At 65.0% G+C, this 13,846-nt stretch carries 12 protein-coding genes; 6 read left to right on the top strand and 6 right to left on the bottom strand.

Annotated features, from left to right (window positions below; all coding sequences use genetic code 11):
- The first annotated feature begins 120 nt into the window (after positions 1–120).
- The 4 genes from acs to DM806_RS13980 all read left to right on the top strand — a co-directional run bounded on the left by acs (position 121) and on the right by DM806_RS13980 (position 3,688).
- Complete coding sequence (gene acs / locus DM806_RS13995) at positions 121–2,064, top strand: acetate--CoA ligase (RefSeq protein WP_179043815.1); 1,944 nt, start codon at positions 121–123, stop codon at positions 2,062–2,064.
- Between the two features lie 95 nt (positions 2,065–2,159).
- On the top strand, positions 2,160–2,675 hold the full coding sequence (locus DM806_RS13990; RefSeq protein WP_179043814.1) for a cytochrome b: 516 nt from the start codon (positions 2,160–2,162) through the stop codon (positions 2,673–2,675).
- A gap of 42 nt (positions 2,676–2,717) precedes the next feature.
- Positions 2,718–3,134 carry a SufE family protein gene (locus DM806_RS13985; protein WP_256869316.1) on the top strand — a complete coding sequence of 139 codons (417 nt, stop codon included), beginning with the start codon at positions 2,718–2,720 and terminating at the stop codon, positions 3,132–3,134.
- A gap of 56 nt (positions 3,135–3,190) precedes the next feature.
- Complete coding sequence (locus DM806_RS13980) at positions 3,191–3,688, top strand: hypothetical protein (protein WP_179043812.1); 498 nt, start codon at positions 3,191–3,193, stop codon at positions 3,686–3,688.
- A 77-nt stretch (positions 3,689–3,765) separates the two neighbouring features.
- Here DM806_RS13980 and DM806_RS13975 read toward each other — a convergent pair whose 3' ends face one another.
- The 6 genes from DM806_RS13975 to DM806_RS13950 form a co-directional block, all read right to left on the bottom strand.
- On the bottom strand, positions 3,766–4,281 hold the full coding sequence (locus DM806_RS13975) for a sterol desaturase family protein (protein ID WP_179043811.1): 516 nt from the start codon (positions 4,279–4,281) through the stop codon (positions 3,766–3,768).
- A 282-nt stretch (positions 4,282–4,563) separates the two neighbouring features.
- Positions 4,564–5,319: a TorF family putative porin gene (locus DM806_RS13970; protein WP_179043810.1), complete on the bottom strand. Its 756-nt coding sequence runs from the start codon at positions 5,317–5,319 to the stop codon at positions 4,564–4,566.
- Positions 5,320–5,575: 256 nt separating this feature from the next.
- Entirely contained in the window at positions 5,576–6,829 is a 1,254-nt protein-coding gene (locus tag DM806_RS13965) for a mechanosensitive ion channel family protein (protein ID WP_179043809.1), read from the bottom strand.
- 4 nt (positions 6,830–6,833) lie between these two features.
- Positions 6,834–8,075 (bottom strand): cystathionine beta-lyase, encoded by a 1,242-nt coding sequence (gene metC / locus DM806_RS13960; protein WP_256869315.1) that lies wholly within the window; start codon positions 8,073–8,075, stop codon positions 6,834–6,836.
- Positions 8,072–8,920: a sulfurtransferase gene (locus DM806_RS13955; protein WP_179043807.1), complete on the bottom strand. Its 849-nt coding sequence runs from the start codon at positions 8,918–8,920 to the stop codon at positions 8,072–8,074. Before DM806_RS13955 ends, metC begins: the two co-directional genes overlap by 4 nt.
- Positions 8,921–8,994: 74 nt before the next feature.
- Positions 8,995–10,269, bottom strand: coding sequence for a hypothetical protein (locus DM806_RS13950; RefSeq protein ID WP_179043806.1), 1,275 nt, complete (start codon positions 10,267–10,269; stop codon positions 8,995–8,997).
- An 88-nt stretch (positions 10,270–10,357) separates the two neighbouring features.
- Here DM806_RS13950 and queF point away from each other — a divergent pair, with 88 nt between their 5' ends.
- Positions 10,358–10,819, top strand: coding sequence for a preQ(1) synthase (gene queF, locus DM806_RS13945; RefSeq protein WP_179043805.1), 462 nt, complete (start codon positions 10,358–10,360; stop codon positions 10,817–10,819).
- 293 nt (positions 10,820–11,112) lie between these two features.
- Complete coding sequence (locus tag DM806_RS13940) at positions 11,113–13,767, top strand: M1 family metallopeptidase (protein WP_179043804.1); 2,655 nt, start codon at positions 11,113–11,115, stop codon at positions 13,765–13,767.
- Positions 13,768–13,846: the final 79 nt, after the last annotated feature.

The following is a 13,846-nucleotide window of genomic DNA, read 5'->3' as shown; positions in this document are numbered from 1 at the left end:
CGGGCTTCGGCGATATTCTCCAAAAGAACGACGTCAAACGGCATGGACCTCGCGCCCGATCGCGCTAAGTTGAGAATTGAAGAAGCTGCGAAAACAGTTTCGCTACGGAAAGGATGCCTGATGTCTGACGATTTCTTCCCGGTGCCGGACAGCTGGGCCACTGGCTCGCTGATGGACCGTGCCGCCCGGGAAGCCGACTATGCCCGCTCGATCGACGACGCCCATGGTTATTGGCTGGAGCGGGCGCAGCGTCTGGACTGGGTGACGCCGCCGACCCGCACCAATGAAAGCAGCTTCGCCGAGGCGGATTTCGGGGTGAAGTGGTTCAGCGACGGCGTGCTGAATGTCAGCGCCAACTGCATCGACCGCCATCTGGCTGAACGGGCCGATCAGACCGCGATCATCTGGGAACCCGATTCGCCGGACGCCGAGCCGCGCCGTTATACCTATGCCCAAGTCCATGCGGAGGTATGCCGCCTCGCCAATGTGCTGAAAGGCGTCGGCGCGAAGAAGGGCGACCGCATCACCATCTACCTGCCGATGATCCCCGAAGCGGCCTTCGCCCTGCTCGCCTGCGCGCGGATCGGCGCGGTGCACAGCGTCGTGTTCGGCGGCTTTTCCCCCGACGCGCTGGCGGGCCGCATCCAGGATTGCGATTCGAATATCGTCATCACCGCCGATGAAGGCCGGCGCGGCGGTAAGGCCGTGCCGCTCAAGGTCAATGTCGACGCCGCGCTCACCCATTGCACCAGCGTGAAGAAGGTCATCGTCGTCAAGGCGACCGGCGGCGCGGTGACGATGAAGGACGGCCGCGACCTGTGGCTGCATGAGGAAGCGGCGAAGGTCGATGCGGATTGCGCACCCGAGCCGATGAACGCGGAAGATCCGCTGTTCATCCTCTACACCTCCGGTTCCACCGGCAAGCCCAAGGGCGTGCTGCATACGACCGGCGGCTATCTGCTCTGGGCTGCCCTGACGCACGAACTCTGCTTCGACTATCGGCCCGGCGACATCTACTGGTGCGCGGCCGATATCGGCTGGGTCACGGGACACAGCTATATCGTCTATGGTCCGCTGGCGAACGGCGCGACGACGCTGATATATGAGGGCGTTCCCAACTATCCGACGCCCTCGCGCATCTGGGAAGTGGTCGACCGGCATCAGGTGCAGACCATCTTCACCGCCCCTACGGCGCTGCGCGCGCTGATGAAGGAGGGCGACGACTTCGTCACCCGCACCAGCCGCAAGTCGCTGCGCCTGCTGGGCACGGTGGGCGAGCCGATCAACCCCGAAGCCTGGCGCTGGTATCATCATGTCGTGGGCGAAGATCGCTGCCCGATCATCGACACCTGGTGGCAGACCGAGACGGGCGCGGCGATGATCGCGCCGACGCCGGGCGCCACCGACCTGAAGCCGGGCTCCGCCACCTTCCCCATGCCCGGCGTGGTGCCGCAGATCGTCGATGGCGAAGGTCATGTTCTGGAGGGCGCGACCGAGGGCAATCTGGTGATCGCGCAAAGCTGGCCGGGGCAGATGCGCACCGTCTGGGGCGATCATGAGCGCTTCTTCCAGACCTATTTCACCACCTTCCCCGGCAAATATACCACCGGCGACGGCGCACGGCGCGATGCGGACGGCTATTACTGGATCACCGGCCGTGTGGATGACGTCATCAACGTGTCGGGCCACCGCATGGGCACGGCCGAGGTCGAAAGCGCGCTGGTGCTGCATGAAAGCGTCGCCGAAGCGGCAGTGGTCGGCTTCCCTCATGATATCAAGGGACAGGGCATCTATGCCTATGTGACCCTGAACAGCGGCGAGGAAGCGAACGACGCGCTGCGCAAGACACTGGTGCAGTGGGTGCGAACCGAAATCGGCCCGATCGCCACGCCCGACGCCATCCAGTTCGCGCCGGGCCTGCCCAAGACCCGGTCGGGCAAGATCATGCGCCGCATCCTGCGCAAGATCGCCGAGGGCGAGGTGTCGGCGCAGGCGCTGGGCGACACCAGCACGCTGGCCGACCCGTCGGTGGTGGATAATCTGGTCGCCAATCGTCAGGGATAAGGGATCGCACGCGGCTGCGGTCCGTTGACACAGAAGCCATGGTCATCGGGTAGGATGGCCATGGCTTGTCGGGAAGCATCCGAACAGGAGAATCCATGGCCCGTTATACGTCCGTCGCCCGCGCCCTGCACTGGGCGATCGCCGTCCTGACCCTTGCGAACCTGTTCTTAGGCTTCGCCCATGACGCCCTGCCCAAGGACTGGGCGGTCATGCCGGTGCACAAGTCGATCGGCCTGACCGTGCTGGCGCTGACCCTGCTGCGGATCGTCTGGCGGCTGACCCATCGCGCCCCTGCCCTGCCCGCCACCATGCCGGGCTGGGAAAAGGGCGCGGCGCACCTCACCCATTTCGCCTTCTACGCGCTGATGCTGGTCCTGCCGCTGTCGGGATGGATCATGTCGTCGGCCGGGCCGCGGCCATTGAACTGGTTCTTCCTGTTCGACGTGCCCAAATTCGCCGTCACCAAGGGCGACGCGATCGTCGGCCTCTCGCGCGGGGCGCATGAATTGCTGCCCTGGCTGTGGGTGGCGCTGATCCTGCTGCATGTGGGCGCTGCGCTGCGCCATCATTTCATTCTGAAGGATGATATATTGCGGCGGATGATCGGGTAGCTTTGGGGTTCCCCGCCGCGCATATCCCCTTATATGGGCGGCATGACCGACATGCCGCCACTTGCAGACCTTCAGGAAGAATATGAGTTCCTCGACGCGGACGATCGCTATCGCCTGCTGATCGATCTGGGTCGCGGGCTGGAGTCGATGCCTGATGCCTTGAAGACCGATGCGACGTTGGTGCGCGGCTGTTCGGCGGCGGTGTGGGTCTATCCCACGGTACTGGAGGATGGACGGCTGCACTTTCTGGCTGACAGCAATGCCGCCATCACCAAGGGCATCATCGCGCTGGTGCTGCTGACGGTGCAGGACCGCGCCCCGGCCGAGATCGGCGCGACCGACATCGAAGGAGCGCTGGCGCCGTTCGACCTCAAGAACCAGCTCAGCTCCAACCGGACGCAGGGCATTCCCAACATGATCGCCCTGATCCGCGAGACCGCCGGCCGCTACGCCGGCTGAGGCTGCAACCTGGATCAAGGCAAATGCGTTGTCTCCCTTCGACAAGGAGACATTCTATGCGCCACATCATCACCCTTGCTGCGATCGGCCTGCTCGCCGCCTGTTCGTCCGGCGAGAAGGACAAGGGGCCGACCCAGCGCGAGCAGATCGGCCAGGTCTGGAAATATGAGGGCGGCGAAGGCGCGAAGGCGAAGCTGGCCTATATCGGCAGCGCCAATGCGGTACAGACCATGACCGCGCCCGACACCTTTTCCGTCCTGCTGATCCAGCCGATGGACAATGGCGAGAAGATCGTGCGGGTGAAGCTGGTCGGTGCGCCCTTCCGCTGCGACCTGTCCGACTGTTCGGTGAGTGCGACCGGCGATGGCGGCAAGACGGAGCTTTGGAAGGGCCGGATAACGACGACCGACGACGGGATCGAGATTCCGCCATCGCAAAAGGCCTATGAGGTAATCGCGAAATCCAAGACGGTGAAGGTCGACCTGATCACCGGGACGAAGGACGAAAAGACTGCCTTCCAGTTCAATGTCGCGGGGCTGGATCTGCCAAAGTGAGAGTGTTTCGAACTTTGCTGGAACAGCTGACGATGCACGAAACGCGGAAAGTCAAAGGCCCTTGGAGCAGCGATTGATCAGCGGGAATCACTTGCTGTTCCAGCGGGTGCGCGGACACCCGCCCGGTTGCGGCGGGCAAGGTCGCGCTTGAGCGCTGTCGGATGCGGCGCGACCAGAAAACCGAAACTGACCGTGCCCTCCTTCGTCTCCACCGCATGATGCAGGCGATGGGCCTGAACGATGCGCTTCATGTAGCGCGAGCGGGCGACATAACGGTGCCTGACCCGCTGGTGCACGATGATGTCGTGAAAGCCGAGATAGATGGCGCCATAGGCCGCAATGCCCGCACCCATCGCCGTTGCCCAGTTGCCCCAGCCCCATTGCACACCGCCCAGCAGCAGCAGGATGGAGGGCATGGCGAAGATCACGAAATAAAGATCATTCGCCTCGAACCAGCCGGTCCTCGGCCGGTGGTGGCTGGCATGGAGGAACCAGCCGGGGCCGTGCATCACCCAGCGGTGCATGACATAGGCAAAGCCCTCCATCGCGGCGACGGTGACGACGAAGACCAGCAGAAGGGCAATGGGCGACATGTCGCCTTTATAGGGACGCTCGCGCGCGGGTGCGACCCGTAATAGCCACTAGTGGTCCGATTCTGACATTCGATACCGCTTGAGGCTCTGTCGCGCACGAATGTCAGAATCTGTTCGGACCACTAGAAATATTTGATTTTAGTGGATTTTACGATTTTGACATTCGCAGACCCATCCCAACCGCCGGGGATGCAAATGTCAAAATCAATCCACTAGATACGAAAAGGCCGCGATCTCCTTCCGAAGATCGCGGCCCTGCCTGCCTTCCGAAATGCGAAGGGATCAGAAGGAGGCGGTGATCGAGCCTACGACGCCGGCCTTGCTGATATTGTGGCCTGCCGGCGAGAAGAGCGACTTATCGGTGTCCACATAGGAAACGCCGAAGGTCAGGTGGTTCCAGGTATAGGTCGCACCGATATTCCAGTCGGTATATTCGTCGCCGATCGTCAGATAGCTGGGACCGAAGCTGTGGCCGAGATGCGCCGACACGCCGAGCGGGGTGTTGGGGATCGAGGCCGACAGGTCGCCCGCGACGTAGAGATTATCTTCCTTGCCGTTGCCGACGGTCAGCGCCTTCGCCTTGGGCGCATAGTTGACGGTCAGCTTGGCGGTGGCGGGGCCGAACGTGCCCTTTACCGAGGCATAGGGTTCGACGAAGTCGGTGTTCGCGCCCGCATTGCCCGGATAGTAATAATAGAGGACGCCGACGTCGATCGTGGCTGCGCCGATCGTGGTCGAATAGCCGCCGATCAGATCCAGTTCCTGGTCGCTGCCAGCCGCGACATAATCGTCGATCGAGCTGCCCCAGACCGATGCGTAGAAGCCCGACGCATGGGAGACGGTGAGGCCGCCCTGGAGCGCGAATTTCTTGTTCGTCTGCGAGATGCCGCGGAAGCGATAGTCGCTGACGACAGCCGCATTGCCGGTGACGGTGACTTCGGGGGTCGGCTCGTCCTGCGCCATGGCAGGCGCTGACAGCCCCATCAAAGCGCCAAGGACAATGGGAGCAGCCGAGAGGCCGATGATGGACTTACGCATGGGATTCCCCTTGATGGTGGTTCTGCGATCGTCCCGCCTGCGTCCAGACGCCTGCCTCTGTGCTTCCCGGTCGGGACGGGCGGGCTGCCTCAACGAGAATGGAAATGCCCGTCCGCGCTGCGGCGCACAAGAATTTATTGCTGGATGGTATTTTTTGCTGCCTTAATGTTGCTGGCCTGCAACAAAATCGGACAGGAATGATCGGCCGCTCTTTATGACAAGGCGAATAATTGGCCGATTTCGGTGGGAAATATGATTATTGCCGGTCTGTGTCCGGGACGCGATGGATGACGCGCTGCGGGTAGGGAATGGCGATGCCATTGTCGCGGAAAAGCTGCCAGACACGGAACAGCACGTCCGACTTCACATTGCCCACGCCCCCTTCCGGGTCGCTGATCCACACGAGAATATCATGTTCGACGCGGCTTTCGCCAAAGCCGGTCAGCCAGACATTGGGCTTGGGATTGCGCAGCACGCGCGGGCTTTCTTGCGCGGCCTGAAGCATGAGTTGCTGGGCGAGCCTGAGATCGGAATCGAAGGCGATGCCGATGGGAATGCGGACGCGGACGTTGCGGTCGGAATAGGACCAGTTCTCCACTTCCTGCGTCATCAGATTCTCGTTCGGAATCAGATGTTCCTTGCCGTCGCGGGTGATGACGCTGACGGCGCGCACGCCGATCTTATTCACCCAGCCGAAGCTGTCGCCCACGACGATCACGTCGCCCGGCTTGATCGAGCGGTCCATCAGCAGGATGATGCCGGCGATCAGGTTGCCGAAGGTCTTTTGCAGACCAAAGCCGATGGCAAGGCCGAGCGCACCGGAGAAGACGGCGAAGGCGGTGAGGTCGATCGAGAGCAGGTCGACGCCGATGAAGAAGGCGGCGACCACCACGGCGATGGCGGCGAGTTTCTGCGCGAGCAGTTTCTGCGTCGGGTCGAAGCCGGCGGCTTTCTGAATCCAGCGGCTGATAACGCGGTTGGCGAGGCGAACCGCGGCGAAGAGGGCGACGCAGGTGGCTGCGATCGACAGCAGGCCGAGCAGGGTGATGCGCCGCTTGCCGAGATTGACCCCGACCCGGTCGAGCATCTCGCCCACCGGCGCAATGCCGCCGCCGCTGCCCGAGACGATCAGGATGAAGAGAATGAGCGCGAGCGGCACCACCGCCCAGCGCGGAATGGCGAGGCCGCGCAATATATGAGTGGCGAGCAGCGCCACCGCCCCGCCCAGCACGATGCCCATGGCGAGATGGCCGAGCGATCCGGTGGGAAAGAAAGCGAGGCCCAGCGCCAGCAGCATCCCGGCGATGCCGTGGCGGGTGATGGCGCGGACATGGCCCGCCAGCGCATCGCCCAGCGGCGGCAGGCTGCGCCGGATGCGCGGCGCGAGCAATTGAGCGATGCCCCATGCGGCGGAATAGAAGAGGATCGCCAGCGCCAGCGCGACGGCCGGCTCGACCAGATCCGGGTCGCCGGGCAGGCGGCCGATAAGGTCGGTAAGGCCCGGCGTCATATCCTCAGGCCCCGTCGCAGATAGTATCGCGAAGGACGCGGAAACGGGCGAGACCGGCGTCGAGATCGGCGATCAGGTCGGCCGGGTCTTCAAGGCCGATATGCAGGCGGATCGCCGGGCCTTCGGCTTGCCACCGGGTGGCGCTGCGATAGCGGGCCGGGTCGACCGGCAAAGCGAGGCTTTCGAAGCCGCCCCAGCTATAGCCTATGCCGAAATGGGCGAGGCCGTCGATCAGCGCGGCCCGCGCCTGTTCATCGCCCCCCTTCAGGATGAAGCTGAACAGGCCGGTGGAGCCGCTGAAATCGCGCCGCCATTGATCGTGGCCGGGGCAGTCGGGCAGCGCCGGGTGGAGGACGCGGGCGACATCGGGCTGGTCCTTCAGCCAATGGGCGATGGCGAGCGCGCTGTCCTGATGCTGTTTCAGGCGGACACCCAGCGTGCGCAGCCCGCGCGAGGCGAGCCAGGCATCGTCGGGGCTGGTCATCTGGCCGAACAGATAGGCGGTCTGGCGAATCTTCGCGAACCAGTCGGCGGTCGCAGTGACGCTGCCCATCATCACGTCGCTGTGGCCGACGATATATTTGGTGCAGGCGAGGATGGAGATGTCGATGCCATGGGACAGGGCCGGGAAATAGAGCGGCGTCGCCCAGGTATTGTCGAGCAGGGTGACGACCCCGTTCGCCTTCGCCCAGGCGGTGATGGCGGGGATATCCTGCACCTCGAAGGTCAGGCTGCCGGGGCTTTCGAGGAAGATGGCGCGGATCGGGCCATCTTCGAGATAGACAGCGAAGTCGACAATCAACGGATCATAATAGATCGTTTCGATACCGTAATTATTGAGCATCTGCTCACAGAAATTGCGGGTCGGGTCATAGGCGCTGTCGACCATCAGCAGCCGGTCGCCGGGCTTCAGCACCGCCATCAGCGTGCAGGCGATCGCGGCGACGCCCGACGGGAAGAGCATCGTCCCCTCCGCCCCCGGCTCCATTTCGGTGAGCGCATCGGCGAGGCTCCAGGCGGTCGGCGTGCCCTTTCGCCCGTAGAAGAGGCGTTCATGGGTGCTGCGCCCCGCCGCCTGCCGCAGATGGGCGACATCGTCATAGAGAATGGTCGAGGCGCGCCACACCGGCGGGCTGACGATGCCGCCGGGTTGACCGGGCATGCCGGTCCATTCCGGCTTGCGGCCGGCCTGGGCCAGCTTCGTCAGGGGCTTGCGCCCATCCTTGTCAAAAGCGTCGTCGGTCATGCGGCGGGGCCGGTCGCCTTGGGCGTAGCGGGGTCGAAGCCCCATTCGGACCAGCTGCCATCATAAAGGCTGACGTCGGTCTTGCCGAGCGATTCGAGCGCCGCGAGGATGATCGCCGCGGTCACGCCGCTGCCGCAGGTGGTGATGACGGGATTGTCCAGATCGGTGTCGGCTTCGGCGAACAGGCGGCGCAGTTCATCGCCCTGTTTCATGCCGTTGTCCGCGGCAAAGAAGGCCGACGAGGGGATGTTGCGGCTGCCCGGAATATGGCCCGACGCCATGCCGGGTCGCGGTTCGGCTTCGGCTCCGGTGAAGCGGCCCGCGCCGCGCGCATCGAGCAGTTGCGCCGCGCCGCTGTCGAGATTGGCGAGAATATCCGCCTTGGTGCGGACCTGCGTCCGGTCGAGCCGGGCGACGGCGTCGCCGGGTGCGATGGCGGGCAGGCCGCTTTCGACCGGACGCCCTTCGGCGACCCATTTGGGCAGGCCGCCGTCGAGGATCGCGGCAGATGCGCCCAGGCCGTAGACGCGCATCATGAACCAGCCGCGCGCGGCGCTGTGGGTGGGGCTGTTGTCATAGACGATGATGCGGCTGTCGGCATTGACGCCCAGCGCCTGCATGCGCTGCGTCATCATCGCGTCGGGCGGCAACTGGCCCGGCGTCGGATCGTCGGGATCGGCGAGGGTGGGCAGGTCCATATAGGCGGCGCCTGGGATATGGCCCGCCTCATATTCGGCGCGCGGGTCGCGCGGGGTGCCGGGCAGGAACAGGCTGGCGTCGAGGATGACGAGGTCGGACTTGCCCAGTTCGGCAGCGAGCCAATCGGTGGAAACGAATATGGTCATGCGGCGTCCTAGCGTCCTTTGCCTTAACCTATTGGCTTTCTTCTAGGCGCGGCTTTCGGAGCTGGGAAGAGGCGTCAGACCGGCGCCAGTTCGGCGGCGGCGCGTGCGGCGGGACGGCGATATTGGCGCGGCCCCTGATCGAGGCGCAGCGGCGCGAGCCGATCGGCGGGCGGCTCCTGCTCCTGCCCGACGATGAAGGCACGGGCAGTGCGGCCATGGCCGGTCGGCTCGCCCTCCCCCGATTCCCAGCGATAGCCCATGTCGAAGGCGGCGAGCGGGATGAGCAGGCTGCGCTGGCCCATTTCGACCGGGACGATCTGGTCGGGTGCAAGGCGCAGTTCGCCGCCGAGCTGGATCGTCTCGCCGGGCGCGATCGTCACCGCGCTGTGGAGCGGCATCCCGTCCTGGCCGGCGAAGAAGCCCTGGAGCAGCGCCTGCTGCTGCGCACCCGCATTGCCGACGATGCCGCGGACCAATATGTCCTGCGCCGGCCGGTCGCCGCGATTGTGGAGGATAAGGCTATAGGCGATGGTCATGCCCATCAGCGAATAGCGCGCCTGGCTGACCGCCATGTCCATGTCGAGCCAGGGGCGTTCGGTGGCCGGTTCGGCGGCGACTGGTTCGGGCGTGGGGACAGGTTCGGGGGCGGGCGGCGGAGCGGCCTCGACCGGCGCGGGGGTGGGAGTCGGTTCCGGAACGGGTGCAGGCGGCGGAACCGCTGCGGGCGGCGTCGCCGGTTCGACGAACAGTTCTTCCTCTTCAACCGGACGACGGCGACGAAGCAGCAGGAACGCCGCCAGCGCGACAAGCGCGAGCGTGCCGCCGATGATCCAGGGCAGGTTGCTGCCTTCTTCAGTCGCGACCGGTGCGGCGGCGGCTGGTTCGGGCGTTTCCACGGCATTGGTTGCGGGCGCAGGAAGCGGCGGCGCGGCGACAGGCGCCGTCTCGTTCGCGGGTTCTGCGCTTTGGGTCGGTTCGGCCGGAGCCGGCTCGGCCGGTGCGGGCGTCGGGCGCTCGGTCGGCTGGGCCGCGCGCGGTTGATCGGGTACGGGCCGCGCCGGCGCGGGACGAGCGGGCGTCGGACGCGCCGGGGTCGGCTGCACCGTCGGGGCCGACTGCACGGGGACGGGAGGCGGCACGACCGTTGGCGCCACCACCGGCGGTTGGGTACGCGGCTGATCGCGATAGACGTTCAGTTCCGGTCCCTGCCGGTTGGGATCGGGCGCGGGCGTGTTCGTGGTCGGCGGCAGCTGGAAGCTAGGCGCGGGCTGCTCCGTCTGCTGGGCGTGGACGGGCAATGCCAGCAACAGCGGCGCGGCGAAGAGCAACGGACGAATGACGGACCCCATGGCCCTGCCAAGGCACAAGAATGGCTGAACCGCAAGTGAACAATGCGGGCCGATGACATCAGGCGTGCGATCGCGTAGACGGCACGGCATGACTGACCTACCTTCGACTCCGCTACATCTGGGCCAGACCAGTGCGCTCCCCGCCCGGCCGGAAGAGGCCGTGCTGGATTATGTCCCCAATCCGCGTCCCGGCAAGCCCTATCTGGTGCGCTTCACCGCGCCGGAATTCACTTCGCTCTGCCCGGTGACGGGGCAGCCCGACTTCGCCCATCTGGTGATCGACTATGCGCCCGCGGAGACGATCGTCGAATCCAAGTCGCTCAAGCTGTTCCTCGGCTCCTTCCGCAATCACGCCGCCTTTCATGAGGATTGCACCGTGGGCATCGGCCAGCGGCTGTTCGACGAAATGAAGCCGGTCTGGCTGCGCATCGGCGGCTACTGGTATCCGCGCGGCGGCATCCCGATCGACGTCTTCTGGCAATCCGACGAACCGCCGGTGGGACTGTGGTTGCCGGCGCAGGACGTGCCGGGCTATCGCGGGCGGGGCTGATCGGGCTAACCAAAAGAAACTTCATCATGCCGGGCCTGACCCGGCATCCCGCTATTCTTCGAATTTGCCACGGAATGAAGCGGAACCCCGGCTCAGGGCCGGGGTGACAATGAGGTGCACGGCTCCGATATTCGCGCTCCTGTTTGACGAACGCACAACAGGGTTCGACCAACGACATTCTCTTGCGGAGAGTTCACTTGACCCCCGCAACGAAAGGACCGATCCCGCGTTGCATGACGGCGCGTGATAGTGTCACATCGCGCGCTTCGAGACGTGTCGGAGTCTGAAATCCTATGTCCTTCAAGAAAATCCTGCCGCTGCTGATCGCGGCCGCGCCAGTCGCGTTGGCGACGCCCGTACTGGCCCAGCCGGCCCCGCCTGCCGGTCCCGCCGCCGGGATAACGACCCAGCTGCCGCGCGGCGCTGCCCCCAGCCATTATGCGATCGAGGTGACGCCCGACGCGGCGAACCTGAAATTCACGGGTAAGGTATCGATCGACGTCGCCGTCGCGACCGCCATGCCGACGCTGGTGCTGAATGCGGCGGACCTGACCGTTTCGACCGTCACGCTGACGCCCGCGAAGGGCAAGGCGATCACCGGCACCGCCAAGATCGATGCCGATGCGCAGACAGTAACGTTCGATTTCGGCAAGCCGGTCCAGCCGGGAAGCTACACGCTCGCCATCACCTATGCCGGCGTCATCAATCAACAGGCAAACGGCCTGTTCGCGCTCGACTATACCGACAATGCGGGGGCCGCGAAGCGCGCGCTCTTCACCCAGTTCGAAGCGCCCGATGCTCGCCGCTTCGTGCCGAGCTTCGACGAGCCGAGCTACAAGGCGACCTTCGACCTCTCCGCCATCGTCCCGGCGGACCAGTTGGCGGTCGGCAACATGCCGGTCAAGGCGAGCAAGGATTTGGGCGGCGGCAAGAAGCTGGTGACGTTCGGCACCAGCCCCAAAATGTCGTCCTACCTGCTCTTCTTCGGCCTTGGCGAACTGGACCGCGCGACCAAGATGGCGGGCAATGTCGAAGTCGGCGTCATCACCGGCAAGGGCAATACCGGCAAGGCGCAGCTGGCGCTCGACGCATCGGCGGCGATCCTGCCCTATTATAATGAGTATTTCGGCGTCCCCTTCCCCCTGCCCAAGCTCGACAATATCGCCGGGCCGGGCCAGAGCCAGTTCTTCAGCGCGATGGAGAATTGGGGCGCGATCTTCACCTTCGAACGCACCCTGCTGGTCGATCCGCGGTTCACGTCGGAAGAAACCAAGCGCACCATCTACGAAGTCGCCGCGCATGAAATGGCGCACCAGTGGTTCGGCGACCTCGTCACCATGGCCTGGTGGGACGACCTCTGGCTGAACGAGGGTTTCGCCAGCTGGATGGCGACCAAGGTCACGGACAAGCTGAACCCGGAATGGGAGACGCTGTTGTCGCGGGTCGACGGTCGCGAGCGGGCGATGAGCCTCGATGCGCTCAAGACCACCCACCCGGTGGTGCAGAAAATCCATACGGTGGATGAGGTGAACCAGGCGTTCGACGCCATCACCTACCAGAAGGGCGAAGCCGTCATCACCATGCTGGAAGGCTATGCCGGCGAGGATGCGTGGAAAGCGGGCATCCAGTCCTATATGAAGGCCCACGCCTATGGGAACACCGTGACCGACGACCTGTGGAAGGCGGTCGAGGGCGCGGGCGCCAAGGGACTGGTCAGCATCGCGCATGACTTCACATCGTTGCCGGGCATCCCACTGGTCAAGGTGGAGCGCGCGCAATGCCAGGGCGGCAACACGCTGCTGACGCTGAGCCAAGGTGAATTCAGCCGCGATGCGAAGGACAAGACGCCGCAAAGCTGGAACGTGCCGGTAAAGGCGCAGACGCTGGGCGGGGAGGCGCAGCGCCTGATCCTGACCGGCGGCAAGGGGCAGGTCACGCTGCCGGGCTGCGGCGCCTATGTCGTCAACGCAGGGCAGACGGGCTATTATCGCTCGCTCTATCCGGCGGAGAATGTGAAGGCGCTGGCAAAGGGCTTCGGCCAGTTGGCGAGCATCGACCAGACCGGCCTGATGGCGGACAATTTCCAGCTGGCGCTGGGCGGATATCAGCCGATCGGGCTGGCGCTGGATCTGGTGGACGCGGCGCCCGCCAATGGCAGCCCCGCCGTGCTGGCCGAAGTGCCGGGCTACCTCAAGAGCAGCTATGACATGCTGGAGGGCGACGCCGCCGCGCGCGCGAAGGTCGCGGCCTATGCCAGTAAGAAGCTGACCCCGGCGCTGGCAGCGATCGGCTATGACGCGAAGGCCGGTGAAGGGCCGCAGGTGCCGGTGCTGCGCACGAGCCTGGTCGCGACGCTGGGCGGCATGGGCGACAAGGCGGTGGTGGCCGAAGCCAACCGGCGCTTTGCGGCGCTGGCGAGCAACCCCGCCGCGCTCGACGGGCCGCTGCGCAATGTGTGGCTGGGCATCATCGCGGAAAATGCCGATCAGGCGACCTGGGACAAGCTCCGCGCGATGGCCAAGGGCGCGAAGAGCGACCTGGAGAAGAGCACCGTCTATGCGCTGCTCGGCAAGGCCAAGGACGAGAAGCTGAGCGCGCAGGCGCTCGACCTCGCATTGACCGACGAACCGGGCAAGACCACCAGCGCGGCGATCATCGGACAGGTGGGCGCGGCCCATCCGATGCAGGCCGTGGACTATGTGCTGGCGCACAAGGCGCAATATGAGGCGCTGATCGACGTGTCGGCGCGCAGCCAGGCCTTGGCGCGGCTGGGCGGCGGATCGGCCGACCCGGCGATGGTCACGAAGCTGGACGCCTATGCGACCCAATATCTGACGCCGGAATCGCGCAAGGTGGTGGATCGCTCGATCGCCGCGATCAAGACGCGGATCGAGACGCGCGGCCGGTTGAAGGCGCCGACCGCGGCGTGGTTTGCGGGCAAGAAGTAAGCGCAAACGGAAAGGGCGGCTCGAAAGGCCGCCCTTTTTTGTGGGTTGGATTTGAGGAGCGGTCGCTCCCAACCTTCGT

The organism is Sphingobium lactosutens (genome assembly GCF_013393185.1).
GTDB lineage: Bacteria > Pseudomonadota > Alphaproteobacteria > Sphingomonadales > Sphingomonadaceae > Sphingobium > Sphingobium lactosutens_A.
Note: the sequence above shows the minus strand (reverse complement) of the source record. Positions and strands in the feature narration are given on the sequence as shown.

What these genes read in the sequence shown, in the direction of transcription:
- acs (WP_179043815.1), top strand. Translation starts at nt 121, where the DNA reads ATGTCTGACGATTTCTTCCCGGTGCCGGACAGCTGGGCCACTGGCTCG.
- DM806_RS13980 (WP_179043812.1), top strand. Translation starts at nt 3,191, where the DNA reads ATGCGCCACATCATCACCCTTGCTGCGATCGGCCTGCTCGCCGCCTGT.
- DM806_RS13975 (WP_179043811.1), bottom strand. Translation starts at nt 4,281, where the DNA reads ATGTCGCCCATTGCCCTTCTGCTGGTCTTCGTCGTCACCGTCGCCGCG.
- DM806_RS13955 (WP_179043807.1), bottom strand. Translation starts at nt 8,920, where the DNA reads ATGACCATATTCGTTTCCACCGATTGGCTCGCTGCCGAACTGGGCAAG.
- DM806_RS13990 (WP_179043814.1), top strand. Translation starts at nt 2,160, where the DNA reads ATGGCCCGTTATACGTCCGTCGCCCGCGCCCTGCACTGGGCGATCGCC.
- DM806_RS13970 (WP_179043810.1), bottom strand. Translation starts at nt 5,319, where the DNA reads ATGCGTAAGTCCATCATCGGCCTCTCGGCTGCTCCCATTGTCCTTGGC.
- DM806_RS13940 (WP_179043804.1), top strand. Translation starts at nt 11,113, where the DNA reads ATGTCCTTCAAGAAAATCCTGCCGCTGCTGATCGCGGCCGCGCCAGTC.
- DM806_RS13965 (WP_179043809.1), bottom strand. Translation starts at nt 6,829, where the DNA reads ATGACGCCGGGCCTTACCGACCTTATCGGCCGCCTGCCCGGCGACCCG.
- DM806_RS13985 (WP_256869316.1), top strand. Translation starts at nt 2,718, where the DNA reads ATGACCGACATGCCGCCACTTGCAGACCTTCAGGAAGAATATGAGTTC.
- queF (WP_179043805.1), top strand. Translation starts at nt 10,358, where the DNA reads ATGACTGACCTACCTTCGACTCCGCTACATCTGGGCCAGACCAGTGCG.
- DM806_RS13950 (WP_179043806.1), bottom strand. Translation starts at nt 10,269, where the DNA reads ATGGGGTCCGTCATTCGTCCGTTGCTCTTCGCCGCGCCGCTGTTGCTG.
- metC (WP_256869315.1), bottom strand. Translation starts at nt 8,075, where the DNA reads ATGACCGACGACGCTTTTGACAAGGATGGGCGCAAGCCCCTGACGAAG.